The organism is Streptomyces sp. NPDC055189 (genome assembly GCF_053606765.1).
On sequence record NZ_JBSGSG010000048.1, the window covers coordinates 1 to 15074 of the forward strand.

A 15074-nucleotide genomic window follows, 5' to 3' on the forward strand; every position below is an offset into this window, starting at 1 on the left:
CAAACGCCGGCCGGGCTGGATCTTTCAGCCCGTCCGGCGTTTGAGGACCGGGGGTCTGGGGGCGGAGCCCCCTGCGCGGCGCAGCCGCCAATGGATACAGCCGGGAAGGGGCGGGGTTGGGGAAAGAGAAAGAGGAGTTACCCGCATGACCAGCCGAGGCAAGGCAAAGAGCGACGAGAAGCCGCCCGACCCCGCAACAGAGGCGTACCTCAAGGGACTTGAGATGGTCCGGCGCAACCCCGCCCTCGATTCCCTCGACGCCACCTTCTGTCGCACCGCCTGCAAATCCGCCCCGCCCCACGGCTACGCAAAGGTCGACTCCGACGGCTGCGTCCATGCCCACCCCACCCGCCACGCCGCCCCGGCAGAATGGGCGTGGGCCCTGGCCCACTGCCTCCTCCACCTCGGCTTCGGACACGTCCCCGCGGCAGAGGGGAAGCGGACCCAGCCCGACCGGTACGACCTCGCCGCCCGCTGCACAGTCGTGAACCGCTTCCAGCAGACCTTCCCCGTAGGCCGCCCGCCCGACAACCTGCCCGCAACCTTCCCCGGCGGCGACGAGGAGCAGCTGGCCGCCCGCTGGCGCCGCGACGGCATCCCCGCCGGATACGAGAATTGCGGCGCCGGCGCGGGCGACACCGCACCCGACCAACTCCTCGTGCCCTGGTCCTCCTGGTACGGCCCCGTCAAGGACTGGCAGACCGACTTCGCGCGCGCCCTCACCCGTACCGTCTCCGCCGCCATGGACGTGGCAGGCGGACGACGTGACGAGCTCAAGGGCGCGCGCGTCCCCACCCGCCCCTGGGAACGCGCGCTCAGCTGGTTCGTGTCCTCCTACCCCCTCCTCGGCGGCATCGCGGCCGGCATGACGATCGTCGCCGACGCCGAACTCGCCCGCGCCCACCAGATCTCCGTGGCCGCCGTGCACGCGGCGGCGGGGGAGATCTACATCAACCCGCTGAAGCAGTACGCCGACGAGGAGTGGAGGTTCATCCTGGCCCACGAGATGCTGCACGCCGCGCTCCGGCACGGCGACCGCCGCGGCGCCCGCGACCCGTACCTCTTCAACGTGGCCGCCGACTACGTCGTCAACGGCTGGCTGCGCGAGATGGGCGTCGGGGAGATGCCGGAAGGTCTGCTGTTCGACCCGGATCTCGCGGGCCTGGCCGCCGAGGAGGTGTACGACAGGATCGTCACCGACCAGCGGCGCATGCGGCGCCTCGCGACGACCCTGCGTGGCAAGGGCCGCGGCGACATCCTGGGCGAGCCGCTCGGCGCGCCCGTGGGCGACTACGTCGACCTCGACGAGTTCTACCGGCGCGGTCTCCTCCAGGGCTTCGACCTCCATCGCGAGCAGAACCGCGGGCTGTTGCCGGGCGGTCTCATCGAAGAGATCCGCGCGCTCACGCATCCGCCCGTGCCGTGGGACGCCCGACTCGCCCGCTGGTTCGACGAGTTCGTGCCGCGCCCCGAACCCCTGCGCAGCTACGCCCGCCCGTCGCGCCGCCAGGCATCGACCCCCGGCATCCCGCGCGCGGGCCGCTACCACCCGCCCGAGGAGATCGCCCGCTGCACCTTCGGTGTCGTGCTCGACACCTCCGGCTCCATGGACCGCCGCCTGCTGGGCAAGGCCCTGGGCGCCATCGCCTCGTACGCCACCGCGCGCGACGTACCGGCCGCGCGTGTCGTCTTCTGCGACGCCGCCCCGCACGACGCGGGCTATCTGCCGGTCACGGAGATCGCGGGGCGGGTCCGTGTGCGGGGGCGTGGCGGCACCGTGCTGCAGCCTGGCGTCGATCTGCTCCAGCGTGCGGACGACTTCCCCGCGGCGGCACCCGTCCTGGTGATCACCGACGGGGAGTGCGACGTGCTGCGGGTCCGCAGGGAGCACGCGTACCTGCTCCCGTCCGACGGTCGCCTTCCGTTCACCGCCCGTGGGCCGGTCTTCCGCGTGCGCTGAGTCAGGGTGTGATCGGATGGGTGCACGGAAGTTCCGGAACGCATCACGGAACCGCACTGAAGGGATCTGCATCGTGGCTACCACGCGCTCCGCGCACACGGTCTGGGAAGGCAACCTGCTGGAGGGCTCCGGCACCGTCACCTTCGACTCGTCCGGGATCGGCGAGCAGGCCGTGTCCTGGCCGTCCCGCGCCGAGCAGGCCAACGGCAAGACCAGCCCGGAGGAGCTGATCGCCGCCGCGCACTCCAGCTGCTTCTCCATGGCCTTCTCGAACGGCCTCGCCCAGGCCGGCACCCCGCCGACCCGCCTGGTCACGTCGGCCGACGTGACGTTCCAGCCGGGCACCGGCATCACCGGCATCCACCTCACCGTCGAGGGCACGGTGGAGGGCATCGACGAGGCCGCGTTCACCGCCGCCGCCGAGGACGCCAAGAAGAACTGCCCCGTGAGCCAGGCGCTGACGGGTACGACGATCACGCTGACGGCGAAGCTCGCCTGACGCGGTCCGGACCGTGCCGCCGTCCCTCCCGGGGCGGCGGCACAGTCATATGCGGCATTGACAATAAGCCGCTCAAGTTTTGTGATGGAGGGCGGAGTACGCCGGGAAACGGGCTCGCGGTGGAAGGAGACTGGACATGGCACGTGCAGTCGGGATCGACCTCGGTACGACGAACTCGGTGGTGGCCGTCCTGGAGGGCGGTGATCCCACGGTCGTCGCGAACGCGGAGGGAGCGCGCACCACGCCCTCGGTCATCGCCTTCGCCAAGAACGGCGACGTCCTCGTCGGAGAGGTCGCCAAGCGGCAGGCGGTCACCAATGTGGAGCGCACCGCACGCTCCGTCAAGCGCCATATGGGCGACGGGAGTTGGCGCTTCCCTGACGGTGGTTCGGTGGACGGTACGCGCTACACCGCCCAGGAACTTTCCGCCCGCGTCCTGCAGAAACTCAAGCGAGACGCCGAGTCCTATCTGGGCGAGGACGTCACGGACGCGGTCGTCACCGTCCCCGCGTACTTCGACGACACCCAGCGCCAGGCCACCAAGGAGGCCGGCGAGATCGCGGGCCTGAAGGTGCTCCGCATCATCAACGAACCGACGGCCGCGGCCCTCGCGTACGGCCTCGACAAGGGCGACGACCAGACGGTCCTCGTCTTCGACCTCGGCGGCGGCACCTTCGACGTCTCGCTCCTGGAAATGGGCGACGGCGTCATCGAGGTGAAGGCCACCAACGGCGACACGCAGCTCGGTGGCGACGACTGGGACCAGCGGATCGTCGAGTACCTGGTGCGGCAATTCAAGAACGCGCACGGAGTGGACCTCGCCAAGGACAAGATGGCGCTGCAACGCCTCCGGGAGGGCGCGGAGAAGGCGAAGATCGAGCTGTCGTCGTCGAGCGAGACGGACATCAATCTGCCGTACGTGACGGCGTCCGCGGAAGGTCCGCTGCATCTGGCGGAGAAGCTGACCCGCGCCCAGTTCCAGGAGCTGACGGCCGACCTGCTCGAACGCTGCCGAGTCCCCTTCCACCAGGCGGTGAAGGACGCGGGCGTGAAGCTCTCCGCCGTCGACCACGTGATTCTGGTGGGCGGTTCGACGCGGATGCCCGCGGTGACGGAACTGGTCAAGGAGCTCACCGGGAGCGAGCCGCACAAGGGGGTCAACCCGGACGAGGTGGTGGCGCTCGGCGCGGCGCTCCAGGCCGGTGTGATCAGGGGTGACGTGAAGGACGTCCTGCTCCTCGACGTGACGCCGCTGTCCCTCGGGATCGAGACCAAGGGCGGCATCATGACCAAGCTCATCGAACGCAACACGACGATTCCCACCCGGCGTTCGGAGACGTTCTCGACCGCCGAGGACAACCAGCCCTCGGTCGGCATCCAGGTCTTCCAGGGGGAGCGGGAGATCGCCGCGTACAACAAGAAGCTGGGCGTCTTCGACCTCACCGGGCTGCCCCCGGCGCCGCGCGGTGTCCCCAAGATCGAGGTCACCTTCGACATCGACGCCAACGGAATCATGCACGTGTCCGCGAAGGACGAGGCGACGGGGCGCGAGCAGCGCATGACGGTGACGGGCGGTTCCGCGCTGCCCAAGGACGACATCAACCGCATGGTGCGGGAGGCGGAGGAGCACGCGGAGGAGGACCGCAAGCGGCGCGAGGCCGCGGAGACCCGCAACCAGGCGGAGCAACTCGTCTACCAGACCGAGCGGTTCATGCGGGAGAACGAGGAACGGATACCCGCCGAGACAAGGACCGAGGTGGAGGCGGCGGCCACGGAGCTGAAAACCCTCCTGAAGGACAAGGCCGACGACACGGCGGCGTTGCGCGTGGGCGCGGAGAAGCTGGCCACGGTCAGTCAGCGCATGGGGCAGGCCATGTATACGAGTGCGGGCGAGACCCCGCAGGGGGCCCCGGAGTCCTCTCCCGAGGAGGGCGTGGTCGACGCGGAGATAGTGGACGACGAGAAGCCGGGGGAGGGGAAGGGGAAAGGCACCGAAGGCTAGCCCCCGCCCGGCGGCGGGGGTGAGGGTTCAAGACCCCGTCTTCTCCCAGCCCCGCCGCTCCGGACGCGGCCCGACCCGGCTCGGGTCCTTGCTGCGGTAGACCACGTACGGCCGGAACAGATACTGCACCGGCGCGCTGAACATGTGCACGAGCCGGGTGAACGGGATCAGGGCGAACAGCGCCATGCCGACCACCGCGTGGATCTGGTACATGACCGGGACCCCGGCCATCATGTCCGTGTCGGGCTGGAGGGTGAACAGGCTGCGGGCCCAGGGGGCAATGGATTCACGGTAGTTGTAGCCGTCGCCCGAGGAATGCGTCAGCTTGGCCACCATGCCGAGCACGATCGCCGCGAACAGCACCAGGTACATCAGCTTGTCGTTGGCGGTCGTCGCCCGGAACACCGGCGCGTTCGTGCGCCGCCGGTAGAGCAGCAGCAGGATGCCCAGCACCAGCAGGATGCCCGCCGCCGTGCCGCCGTACAGCGAGAACAGGTGGTACGTGTGCTCGCTGACGCCCACCTTCTCCGTCCAGGATTCGGGGACGAAGAGGCCCACCAGATGCCCGACGAGGACGAACAGGATTCCGTAGTGGAACATCGGCGACGCGATGTTCAGGAGCTTGGACTCGTAGACCTGTGACGAACGCGTCGTCCAGCCGAACTTGTCGTAGCGGTAGCGCCAGGCGAGGCCCGCCGCCAGGAGGACGACGACCACGTACGGGATGACGCCCCACAGCAGCGTTCTCATCAGTGCTCCCCGATCATTGCGAAGGGTTCAAGACCGACGTCCTCGCGCGGCGGACCGGACCGGGCAAGGGCCTGCGCCTCTGCCCGGTCCTTCGGCGAGGGGCCCGGCAGCGTCGCGCACACCGCCTTCAGGACGGCCGCGTAGGGAGTGCCGAAATCGGTGAGGGCGAGCCGCAGCAGCTCCAGGCCCGGCCGGTGCTCCTGGAGGAGGACAGGACCCGCGTGCGCGGAGAACTCCAGGACCGCGGGCAGGAAGTCCGGCAGCTCCTCGCCGGTGAACTCCATGCCGTGCTCCCGGTAGACCTCCTTGAAGCGGACCAGGGCCATTCCGCGCCGCCGCGTGTCGCCGTCGCGCCACCAGCTGAGGTAGAGGCTGTGACGGTTCTTGAAGTCGAAGACCTGGACGTAGTGCGCGGCGAGAGCGGACGGTTCCGTTGCCGCCGCGTGTGCCAGGAAGCTCTCCATTTGCGGCGCCGCCGCGCGCAGTTGGGGGAGCAGTTCGCGGAATTCCCCGTCCGGATAGGACAGGCAGTGCGCGGCTGCCTGATAGAGCACGGCGTTGTCGCTCACAGGGTGTCCCTCTCGGCGGCGGTCTCGGTCGCGGACGGCTGCTCGTCGGAGGTCTGCCGTTCCCGCATGGCGTGGAAGCTCTCGATGGTCACGAGCGGCAGCTGCTTGCGCCCCGAGTCCTGGCCGAAGGGCCCGTCGCCGCCCATCCCCGGACCGTCCGCGTGATCGAGGCTGCACGAGTCGGGCACCGCCGACTCCTCCAGGCGCTGCGCGTCACCGACCGCGGCGGTCGGGATGACGTAGCGGTCCTCGTACTTGGCGATGGCGAGGAGGCGGTACATCTCCTCGATCTCCTGGCCCGACATGCCCACGGAGTCGGCGACCGAACTGTCGGGCCGGTCACCGAGGTTGATCGCCCGCATGTGCGCCCGCATCGCCGCCAGCTTCTCTAGCGAGGACCGCACGGGGCCCACGTCACCGGCCGTGAAGATCTCCGCCAGGTATTCGAGGGGGATGCGCAGGGTGTCGATCGCGCCGAACAAGTTGTCCAGGTCCTCGCCGTCGTGCCCGGTCTCGCTCAGTGCGTCCACGACCGGCGAAAGCGGCGGGATGTACCAGACCATCGGCATCGTGCGGTACTCCGGGTGCAGCGGGAGCGCCACCTTGTACGTGCTGATCAGCGCGTGCACGGGGGAGCGGCGTGCCGCCTCGACCCAGTCGTGGCCGATCCCGGCCCGCTCGGCCTCGCGCCGCACCTCGGGGTCCTCGGGGTCGAGGAAGACCCCCAGCTGGGATTCGTACAGCGCCGTGTCGTCCTGCACGGACGCCGCCTCCGTCACCTTGTCGGCGTCGTAGAGGATCACTCCGAGGTAGCGCAGGCGGCCCACGCACGTCTCCGAGCAGACGGTGGGCAGGCCCACCTCCAGGCGCGGGTAGCACATCGTGCACTTCTCGGCCTTGCCGGTGCGGTGGTTGAAGTACACCTTCTTGTACGGGCAGCCGGTCACGCACTTGCGCCAGCCGCGGCAGTGGTCCTGGTCCACCAGGACGATGCCGTCCTCCTCGCGCTTGTACATCGCGCCGGAGGGACAGGACGCCACGCACGACGGATTCAGGCAGTGCTCGCAGATCCGCGGCAGATAGAACATGAAGGTCTGCTCGAAGGCGAACTTGACCTTCTCGGCGGCCTTCTCACGGGTCTTGGCCACCATCGGGTCGAGATCGCCGTACTCCGTCGCGCCGCCCAGGTTGTCGTCCCAGTTCGAGGACCACTCGATCTTCATGGGCTTGCCGCTGATCAGCGAACGCGGTTCGGCGACCGGGTAGTCGTCGCCGAGGGGGGCGTCGGTGAGGTTCTTGTACTCGTACGTCCAGGGCTCGTAGTAGTCCTTGATCTCCGGCAGCTTGGGGTTGGAGAAGATCTCCAGGAGAGCCTTGATGCGGCCGCCGTTCTTGAGCTTCAGGGCGCCCTTCTTGTTCAGCTCCCAGCCGCCGCGCCACTTCTCCTGGTCCTCGTAGCGGCGCGGGTAGCCCTGGCCGGGGCGGGTCTCGACGTTGTTGAACCAGACGTACTCCATGCCGTCGCGGTTCGTCCACGCCTGCTTGCAGGTGACGGAGCAGGTGTGGCAGCCGATGCACTTGTCGAGGTTCATCACCATCGCGATCTGTGCCATGACGCGCATCTAGTACTCCACCTTCTGCGAGCGGCGGCGGATGACCGTCACCTCGTCGCGCTGGTTGCCCGTCGGGCCCAGGTAGTTGAAGGCCCACGACAACTGGGCGTAGCCGCCGATGAGATGGGACGGCTTGAGGATGAGGCGGGTCAGGGAGTTGTGGATGCCGCCGCGCTTGCCGGTGGTCTCCGTCTTGGGGACGTTGACCGTGCGTTCCTGCGCGTGGTGCATGTAGACCGTACCGGCCGGCATCCGGTGCGAGACGACCGCCCGCGCGACCACCACGCCGTTGCGGTTGACCGCCTCGATCCAGTCGTTGTCCTTCACGCCGATCGCCTCCGCGTCCTGCGGCGACATCCAGATGCACTGGCCGCCCCGGGAGAGCGACAGCATGAAGAGGTTGTCCTGGTACTCGGAGTGGATGGACCACTTGTTGTGCGGGGTGAGGTAGCGGACCGTCACCTCCGCCTCGCCGTCCGGGCCGAGCCGTGGCTCCCCGAAGAGGCGGTTCATGTCCAGCGGGGGCCGGTAGACGGGCATCGCCTCGCCCAGTTCGTGGATCCAGTCGTGGTCGAGGAAGAAGTGCTGGCGTCCGGTGAGGGTGTGCCAGGGCTTGAGGTGTTCGGTGTTGAGCGTGAACGCCGTGTAGCGCCGTCCGCCGGCCTCGCTGCCCGACCACTCGGGCGAGGTGATCACGGGGACGGGGGCGGCCTGGGTGTCGGCGTAGGTGATGCGCTTGCCCTCGTGCTCGGCGGCCAGATGCGCCATCTCCTGGCCGGTGCGCGCCTCCAGGGTGTGGAAGCCCTGGGTGGCGAGGCGGCCGTTGGTCGTGCCGGACAGGGCGAGGATGGTGTTCGCGGCCTTGATCGCGGTGTCCAGGGCGGGGCGCCCGTCGGCGGGCCCGCCGCGCACGACGCCGTTGCGTTCGCGCAGCTCGTCGACCTCCTGGTCGGGCCGCAGGGCGATGCCCTTCGCGGGCAGGCCAAGCGTCTCCGCGAGCGGGCCGAGCGCCGCGAACTTCGCGCCGATCGCGGTGTAGTCCCGTTCGACCACCGTCAGGCCCGGCATCGTCTTGCCCGGGATCGCCTCGCACTCGCCCTTGCGCCAGTCCAGGACGACACCGCCGGGCTGCGCCGTCTCGCCGGGGGTGTCGTGCTGGAGCGCGGTGGCCACGACGTCCTTGCGCACGCCGAGATGGTCCACGGACAGCTCGCTGAGCCGTTCCGCGATCGCCTTGAACGTGTCGAAGTCGGTGCGGGCCTGCCAGGGCGGGTCGACGGCCGGGGTGAAGGAGTGCACGTAGGGGTGCATGTCCGTGGAGGAGAGGTCGTGCTTCTCGTACCAGGTGGCGGCGGGCAGGACCACGTCCGAGAGCAGCGTCGACGACGTCTGGCGGAAGTCAAGGGAGACGAGCAGGTCGAGCTTGCCCTCGGGGGCCTCGTCGCGCCACTTCACGGTTGAGGGCCGCTCGTCGGGCTCCGCCTCCTCCGCCCGCAGCGAGGAGTGCGTGCCGAGCAGGTGCTTGGTGAAGTACTCCGCGCCCTTCGCCGAAGAGCCGAGCAGGTTGGCGCGCCACAGGGTCAGGACGCGCGGCCAGTTCTCCGGGGCGTCCGGGTCCTCGCAGGCGAAGTTGAGGGTGCCCGCCTTCAGTTCGTCGACGACATTGGCCACCGGATCCTCGGTGGTCTCGCCGAGATCGAGCGAGTTGCGGTCGAAGGTCGGATAGGACGGCATCCAACCGGTGCGCGCCGAGAGCGCGAGACAGTCGGCGCCGGTCATCCCCGCGAACCGCCCCTCGCCGAGCGGCGATGCGAGCACGTCCGCGGCGAACTTGTCGTAGCGCCACTGGTCGGTGTTCAGGAACCAGTACGCGGCGCCGATCATCTGCCGCGGCGGCCTGCTCCAGTCGTTGGCGCTGGCCAGCGTCGCCCAGCCGGTCGCCGGGCGGCACTTCTCCTGCCCCACGTAGTGCGCCCAGCCGCCGCCGTTGCGGCCCTGGCAGCCGGTCAGCTGGAGCAGCGCGAGGAAGGCGCGGTAGATGGTCTCGGAGTGGAACCAGTGGTTGGTCCCCGCCCCCATCAGGATCATGCAGCGCCCGCGCGACTTCTCGGCCGTCTGCGCGAACTCCCGCGCGATCTTCACCGCCTTCGCGGCCGGGACCGAGGTGTGCGCCTCCTGCCAGGCCGGGGTGCCGGGTGCGTCGGCGTCCTCGTACGAAGAAGGCCACGCGCCCGGAAGGCCCTCGCGGCCGACGCCGTACTGCGCGAGCAGCAGGTCGAAGACCGTCGTGACGAGGGGGCCGTCCTGCCCGCCGAGCCGTGTGGCGGGCACCCCGCGCCGGACGATCTCGCCGCGGCCCTGGCCATGTGTGCCGCCCTCGGTGTCGAAGCGGGGGAGCAGTACCTCGACGCCCGTGGCGACATCCGAGTCGTGCAGGGAGAGCTGCGGCTTGATGTTGCCCAGCTCCAGATTCCACTTGCCCTTGCCGGACTCGGTCCAGCGGAAGCCGAGCGAGCCGTTCGGGACGGCGGGCTGCCCGGTTCTCTCGTCCAGGACGGCCGTCTTCCAGTCGTCGCCCTCGCCGTCCTCGCCGAGGTCGGAGGCGCGCAGGAACTTGGACGGGACGAACGCGCCGTCGCGCTCGGTCAGCGTCACCAGGAAGGGCAGGTCGGTGAACTTGCTGACGTAGTCGGTGAAGAAGTCCGTCCGCCGGTCGACGAAGAACTCCTTGAGGATGACGTGGCCCATCGCGATGGCAAGGGCCCCGTCCGTGCCGGGGTGCGGGTGCAGCCACTCGTCGGCGAACTTGGTGTTGTCCGCGTAGTCGGGCGAGACGGCGACGACCTTCTGGCCCCGGTAGCGCGCCTCGGCCATCCAGTGCGCGTCGGGCGTACGCGTCACCGGGACGTTCGAGCCCCACATCATCAGATACGCGGCGTCCCACCAGTCGCCCGACTCCGGTACGTCGGTCTGGTCGCCGAAGACCTGCGGCGAGGCCACCGGCAGGTCCGCGTACCAGTCGTAGAACGACAGCATGGGAGCGCCGATCAGCGACATGAAGCGGGCGCCCGCCGCGTGCGACACCATCGACATCGCGGGGATGGGGGAGAAGCCCGCGACCCGGTCGGGGCCGTGGGTCTTGATCGTGTGGACGTGCGCCGCCGCGATGATCTCGACGGCCTCGTCCCAGGTCGCCCGCACCAGGCCGCCCTTGCCGCGCGCCTGCTGGTACGTCCTGCGCCGCTCCGGGTCGCCCTGGATGTCCGCCCAGGCAAGGACCGGGTCCCGCAGCCGGGACTTCGCCTCGCGGTACATCTCCAGGAGCACGCCGCGCAGGTACGGGTAGCGCACCCGCGTCGGTGAGTACGTGTACCAGGAGAAGGCGGCGCCGCGCGGGCAGCCGCGCGGCTCGTACTCGGGTCGGTCGGGGCCTACGGAGGGATAGTCGGTCTGCTGGGTCTCCCAGGTGATGATGCCGTCCTTGACGTACACCTTCCAGCGGCAGGATCCCGTGCAGTTCACGCCGTGCGTCGAGTTCACGACCTTGTCGTGGCTCCACCGGTCCCGGTAGAAGGCGTCCGCGTCCCGGCCGCCGACGAGTCCGATGCTGTGCAGGTCGGGGGCGGCGGTGCCGCGGCGGAAGAACTTGCCAGCACGCAGCAGCGCGGCGCCGGGCTCGGTCGTCTCTGTCACCCTTGAGCTCCCTAAGTCTGCCTTTCAACGAACCTAGGTGCGCGGTGGCGGGGGCACACGGCGGCTTCCGCCGTACGGGTTGCGGGGGCTGGTCTGCCGGGGGCCGGTCTACAGCGGGCTGGGGGTGCCTTACCCCTGAGGTAATCGACCCTCGCCCGCGGGCCCGGCAGGGTTGGCCCTACCGGATCCGGTCCGGCGCACTCCGGCCCGGGTCCGGCTCCCTTCCCCTTCCGCTGCTTGGAGGCCGGTTCCTCATGTCGACGTACTCCGCGTTCCCGCTCACCGTACTGGCCCGCACCGACGACCCGAAGACGATGCTGCGCCGTTTTCTCGCCCTCGACGCGGTCGTCACCGCCGGCAACGGCCTCGGGTACGCCGCCGCGTCGGGCCCGTTCGGACGCCTCCTCGGCGTCGACGCGGGACTCCTGCTCGGCCTCGGTGTCTTCCTCACGCTGTACGCCGCCGGCGTCGGCTACCTCGCCTCCCGCAAGAGCCCGCCCGTGCTCGCCGTCCGGGGCGTGATCGAGGCGAACACCCTCTGGGCGCTGCTCAGCGTCGTCGCCGTGGTCGCCTGGTTCTCGCCCAGCACGGCGGGAGCGGTGTGGATCCCGCTCCAGGCCGTGGTCGTGGCCGGCTTCGCAGCAGTGCAGTACGTGGCACTGCGGGCCATGCGCGCTTGCTAGCGGCTAGGGGGCCTCTGCCCCTGCCCCGCGCGCGTCGAAGCGGCTGCGGGCCGCCTCGATCTCGGCGAGGTAGCGGTGCGTCCAGGCGCACATGCCGTCGACCGTGGCGAGCAGCCCTTCGCCCGCCTCGGTCAGGCGGTACTCGACGCGCGGCGGCACGGTGGCGTACACGGTCCGGTGTACGACGCCGTCGCGTTCGAGGCCGCGCAGGGTCTGGGTGAGCATCTTGTGGCTGATGCCGTCCACCGCGGTCCGCAGCTCGGTGAAGCGCAGCGTCCGGTCGGCCAGGGCGTTGATGATCAGGAGCGCCCACTTGTTGGCCACGCCCGAGAAGATCTCGCGGGCCAGCGAGTCGGCGCGGGTCAGGTCCGCGTCGTCGGGACCGCCGCTGATCCGCTTGGTCCTCATGGGCTAGGACCCCGCCGACTGGAGGAACTTGACCGTTGCCGGGTCGGCAGGGAGCAGCGTCTCGATGGCCAGCTCGGCGACCGTCACATCCATGGGGGTGTTGAAGGTGGAGATCGACGAGACGAAGGAGAGCAGGTGCCCGTCGTGTTCGATGCGCAGGGGCAGGGCGAAGTAGGGCGTGCCGCTCTGCGACCCGTCGGCCTCCACGACGTCGACACCGGGATCCGCCACCGGATACGCCGCCACCTCCTCGTACACCGCACGCAGCGCGTCGGAACGCTGCAGGGCGATCTGCCGCTCCATCTGGTGCAGCAGATGCCCGCGCCACTCGCGCAGATTGCGGATCTTCGGGGCGAGGCCCTCGGGGTGCAGCGTGAGCCGCATGGCGTTCAGCGGCGGCTGCAGGAGGTGCTCGGGGATGCCGTCCATGATCATCGAGATGCCGTGGTTCGCGGCGATCACGTCGTACGCGGCATCCACGACCAGGGCGGGGTAGGGCTCGTAGCCGCGCAGGAGTTGCTCAAGACCTTCCCGCAGGGCGCCCATCGAGGGGTCGTCCATCGGGGTCTCCCGGAAGCGGGGAGCGTAACCGGCCGCGAGCAGCAGGGAGTTGCGGTCCCGCACCGGTACGTCGAGATGCTCGGCGAGGCGCAGCACGATCTCCTCGCTCGGGCGTGACCTGCCGGTCTCGATGAAGCTGATGTGCCGCGCCGAGGAGTCGGCGCGCAGGGCCAGATCCAGCTGGCTCATCTTGCGCCGCTCGCGCCACCCGCGCAGCAGCGGGCCGACGCCGGAACTTTCCCTGATGGACACGGCAGTTGTCATACCCAGACAGTAATCGAAGGGGTGCGGGATCCGGCGGGGCCCAGCGGCGCCGGGTCCGCGGCCGGTGGCCTGTTCAGGGCCGCGCGGGGCTCGGTGTGGCAGGCTGAGGGACATACGTCCGTCCATTCGTCCGCAGGTACGCACGCACGGGAAAGGGGCGCGGTCATGCCAGTCGAACCGCTGTCGCAGAAGGACGTCGAGGAGCGGCTCGCGGAGCTGCCCGGCTGGTCGCTCGAAGGCGACCGGATCACCCGCTCCTTCCGGCTCGGCTCGCACTTCGCGGCCACCGCGATGGTCGTCCACATCGCGCAGATCCAGGAGGAGCTCGGCCACCACTCCGAGCTGACGCTCGGCTACAACACCGTCTCCCTGGCCGTGAACACGCACAGCGCGGGCGGCGCCGTCACGGCGCTCGACTTCGACCTGGCCCGCAGGGTCGAGGAGTCGGCGGCCGGGCACGGAGCGGTCTGAGCTCCGATGCTGGACTACAGCAGGGAAGCCGACCGTTATGACGCCTCGCGCGGCGGCGAGCCCCGCGCCGACGCCGCTGCCGCCGCGGTCCGCGGCCTGCTGCCGCCGGACACCCGCACCCTGCTCGACGTCGCCTGCGGCACGGGCCTGGTCACCTGCCGCCTCGCCGGTGCGGGCCTGCGGGTGACCGGCGTGGACTCCGCGTACAACATGGCGCGCATGGCGTCGGGCCGGCTGCCGGGTGCCGTCGTCCTCGGCGACAGCCGCCAACTCCCCTTCCCGGACGCCTCGTTCGACGCGATCTGCACGGTGTGGCTGCTGCATCTGCTGTCCGGCGCCGGGGAAGCGGCGGCGGTCGTCGCCGAGTGCGCCCGGGTGCTGCGGCCCGGCGGAGTGTTCGTCACGACCGTCGACAAGGCCGCAGCGCACGACGTCGGCAGCGACATCGACGCCGCGCTCGCCCCGCGCCCGGTGCTCCCCGCGGCCGACGGTGCCGGGGCGGTCGAGGCGTACGCCCAAGCGCGTGGCCTGATACCGGCGGGCGAGACCTGCTTCCGGGGCCACGGCCAGGGCCGCACGCCCCGCTCGACGATCGCCGACGTCCGCCGGGGCTGGTTCACCCAGATCCCGCCCGACGGCCCCCTGGCCGCACAGCTCACGCGGGCCCTTACGGCCCTGCCGGACCAGGATGTACCGCGCCCCGACCCGCGCTTCACCCTCAGGTCGTTCCGTAAGCCGCCCGCCGGGTGAACCGCATCGCCCAGTTGTCCAGCCAGGTCCCTCGGCCCGGTCCTCGCCGCCGCGCAGCTCAAGGTGCGCGCGGCGCTCCCGGCGGAACTGCTCCCGCACGCCGACCGCGTGGGCGCCCGCTTCCACCTGGATGCCCCCGGCTGGTACGCACGCCCCGACGACGTGCCGCACCTGTCCGCCGTAGCCGACGCGGTCTGGAACAGTCGGGTCCTGCACGTCCGCTACCGCCGCTGGCAGGCTCCCACCGAAGTGGAGCGCAGCCTGCGGCCGTACGGCCTCGTCCTCAAGGCGGGCCGCTGGTACGTCATCGCGGCGGCCACGCAATCCGATGGCCCGCCGCGCACCTACCGGGTCGACCAGATCCTGCGACTCGAGTCGGCGCAGGAGGCGTTCACCGTGCCCGCAGGCTTCGACCTGGCGGCGTACTGGGAGTCGTACCAAGAGGCCTTTCACGCACGGCTCCAGCGGGGCGAGGCCGTCGTGCGCCTCGCCCCGCCCGCTGTGTCCCGCCTTTCCGGCCCCGCGGCCCGCGCGGCCGAGTCGACGGGCCGCACCGAGCCCGGTGGCGACGGCTGGATCAGGGCCGTGCTCCCCGTCGAGTCCGTCGACCACGCCCACGACGAGTTCCTGCGCCTGGGTGCGGACATCGAGGTACTGGAACCCCCGGAACTGCGGGCGAAGTTGGCCTCGACGGCGGCGAAACTGCACGAACGCTATGCGTGACCCACGCACTCACACCCACCCGGACAGCCCACCGCGTTTGCCGAAACCGCAAGGCGACTGGCCAGAAGAAGGGCCGCGGCGCAGGCTGGGAAACGGCTCAGGCCCACTCCCGAACCCACACCACAAGA

12 protein-coding genes and 1 pseudogene are annotated in these 15074 nt (G+C 70.3%); 7 read left to right on the forward strand and 6 right to left on the reverse strand.

The genetic code is table 11. The features are described 5' to 3' along the window. The first annotated feature begins 145 nt into the window (after positions 1-145). From ACWFR3_RS28340 to dnaK, 3 genes are all read left to right on the forward strand, one after another. Positions 146-1960 carry a vWA domain-containing protein gene (locus ACWFR3_RS28340; RefSeq protein ID WP_453737476.1) on the forward strand — a complete coding sequence of 605 codons (1815 nt, stop codon included), beginning with the start codon at positions 146-148 and terminating at the stop codon, positions 1958-1960. 73 nt (positions 1961-2033) lie between these two features. After that, a complete protein-coding gene (locus ACWFR3_RS28345; RefSeq protein WP_453737477.1) occupies positions 2034-2459 on the forward strand; it encodes an OsmC family peroxiredoxin in 426 nt (141 codons plus the stop codon). 136 nt (positions 2460-2595) lie between these two features. Next, on the forward strand, positions 2596-4461 hold the full coding sequence (gene dnaK, locus ACWFR3_RS28350; protein ID WP_453737478.1) for a molecular chaperone DnaK: 1866 nt from the start codon (positions 2596-2598) through the stop codon (positions 4459-4461). 27 nt (positions 4462-4488) lie between these two features. On the opposite strand, the gene narI is transcribed toward dnaK, so the two are convergent. The 4 genes from narI to ACWFR3_RS28370 are packed head-to-tail and all read right to left on the reverse strand — an operon-like array spanning position 4489 to position 11086. Further along, a complete protein-coding gene (gene narI / locus ACWFR3_RS28355) occupies positions 4489-5211 on the reverse strand; it encodes a respiratory nitrate reductase subunit gamma (protein ID WP_453737479.1) in 723 nt (240 codons plus the stop codon). Further along, positions 5211-5780, reverse strand: a complete 570-nt coding sequence (gene narJ, locus ACWFR3_RS28360; RefSeq protein WP_453737480.1) for a nitrate reductase molybdenum cofactor assembly chaperone — start codon at positions 5778-5780, stop codon at positions 5211-5213. The genes narI and narJ overlap by 1 nt, the downstream gene beginning before the upstream one ends. Further along, entirely contained in the window at positions 5777-7402 is a 1626-nt protein-coding gene (gene narH, locus ACWFR3_RS28365) for a nitrate reductase subunit beta (protein WP_453737481.1), read from the reverse strand. Before narH ends, narJ begins: the two co-directional genes overlap by 4 nt. Beyond that, positions 7403-11086, reverse strand: coding sequence for a nitrate reductase subunit alpha (locus ACWFR3_RS28370; protein WP_453737482.1), 3684 nt, complete (start codon positions 11084-11086; stop codon positions 7403-7405). Positions 11087-11340: 254 nt separating this feature from the next. Here ACWFR3_RS28370 and ACWFR3_RS28375 point away from each other — a divergent pair, with 254 nt between their 5' ends. Further along, the gene (locus ACWFR3_RS28375; protein ID WP_453737483.1) at positions 11341-11769 is read left to right on the forward strand and encodes a hypothetical protein; all 429 of its coding nucleotides are present in this window, start codon (positions 11341-11343) and stop codon (positions 11767-11769) included. A 3-nt stretch (positions 11770-11772) separates the two neighbouring features. On the opposite strand, the gene ACWFR3_RS28380 is transcribed toward ACWFR3_RS28375, so the two are convergent. Continuing rightward, positions 11773-12177 (reverse strand): winged helix-turn-helix transcriptional regulator, encoded by a 405-nt coding sequence (locus ACWFR3_RS28380; RefSeq protein WP_453737484.1) that lies wholly within the window; start codon positions 12175-12177, stop codon positions 11773-11775. A 3-nt stretch (positions 12178-12180) separates the two neighbouring features. After that, positions 12181-13002: a helix-turn-helix domain-containing protein gene (locus ACWFR3_RS28385; protein WP_453737485.1), complete on the reverse strand. Its 822-nt coding sequence runs from the start codon at positions 13000-13002 to the stop codon at positions 12181-12183. Between the two features lie 165 nt (positions 13003-13167). Here ACWFR3_RS28385 and ACWFR3_RS28390 point away from each other — a divergent pair, with 165 nt between their 5' ends. From ACWFR3_RS28390 to ACWFR3_RS28400, 3 genes and pseudogenes are all read left to right on the forward strand, one after another. After that, positions 13168-13473 (forward strand): 4a-hydroxytetrahydrobiopterin dehydratase, encoded by a 306-nt coding sequence (locus ACWFR3_RS28390; protein WP_453737486.1) that lies wholly within the window; start codon positions 13168-13170, stop codon positions 13471-13473. A 6-nt stretch (positions 13474-13479) separates the two neighbouring features. Next, a complete protein-coding gene (locus ACWFR3_RS28395) occupies positions 13480-14223 on the forward strand; it encodes a class I SAM-dependent methyltransferase (RefSeq protein WP_453737487.1) in 744 nt (247 codons plus the stop codon). A 30-nt stretch (positions 14224-14253) separates the two neighbouring features. Continuing rightward, positions 14254-14946 (forward strand): annotated as a pseudogene (locus tag ACWFR3_RS28400) (helix-turn-helix transcriptional regulator); the annotation flags it as partial. Between the last annotated feature and the right edge of the window lie 128 nt (positions 14947-15074).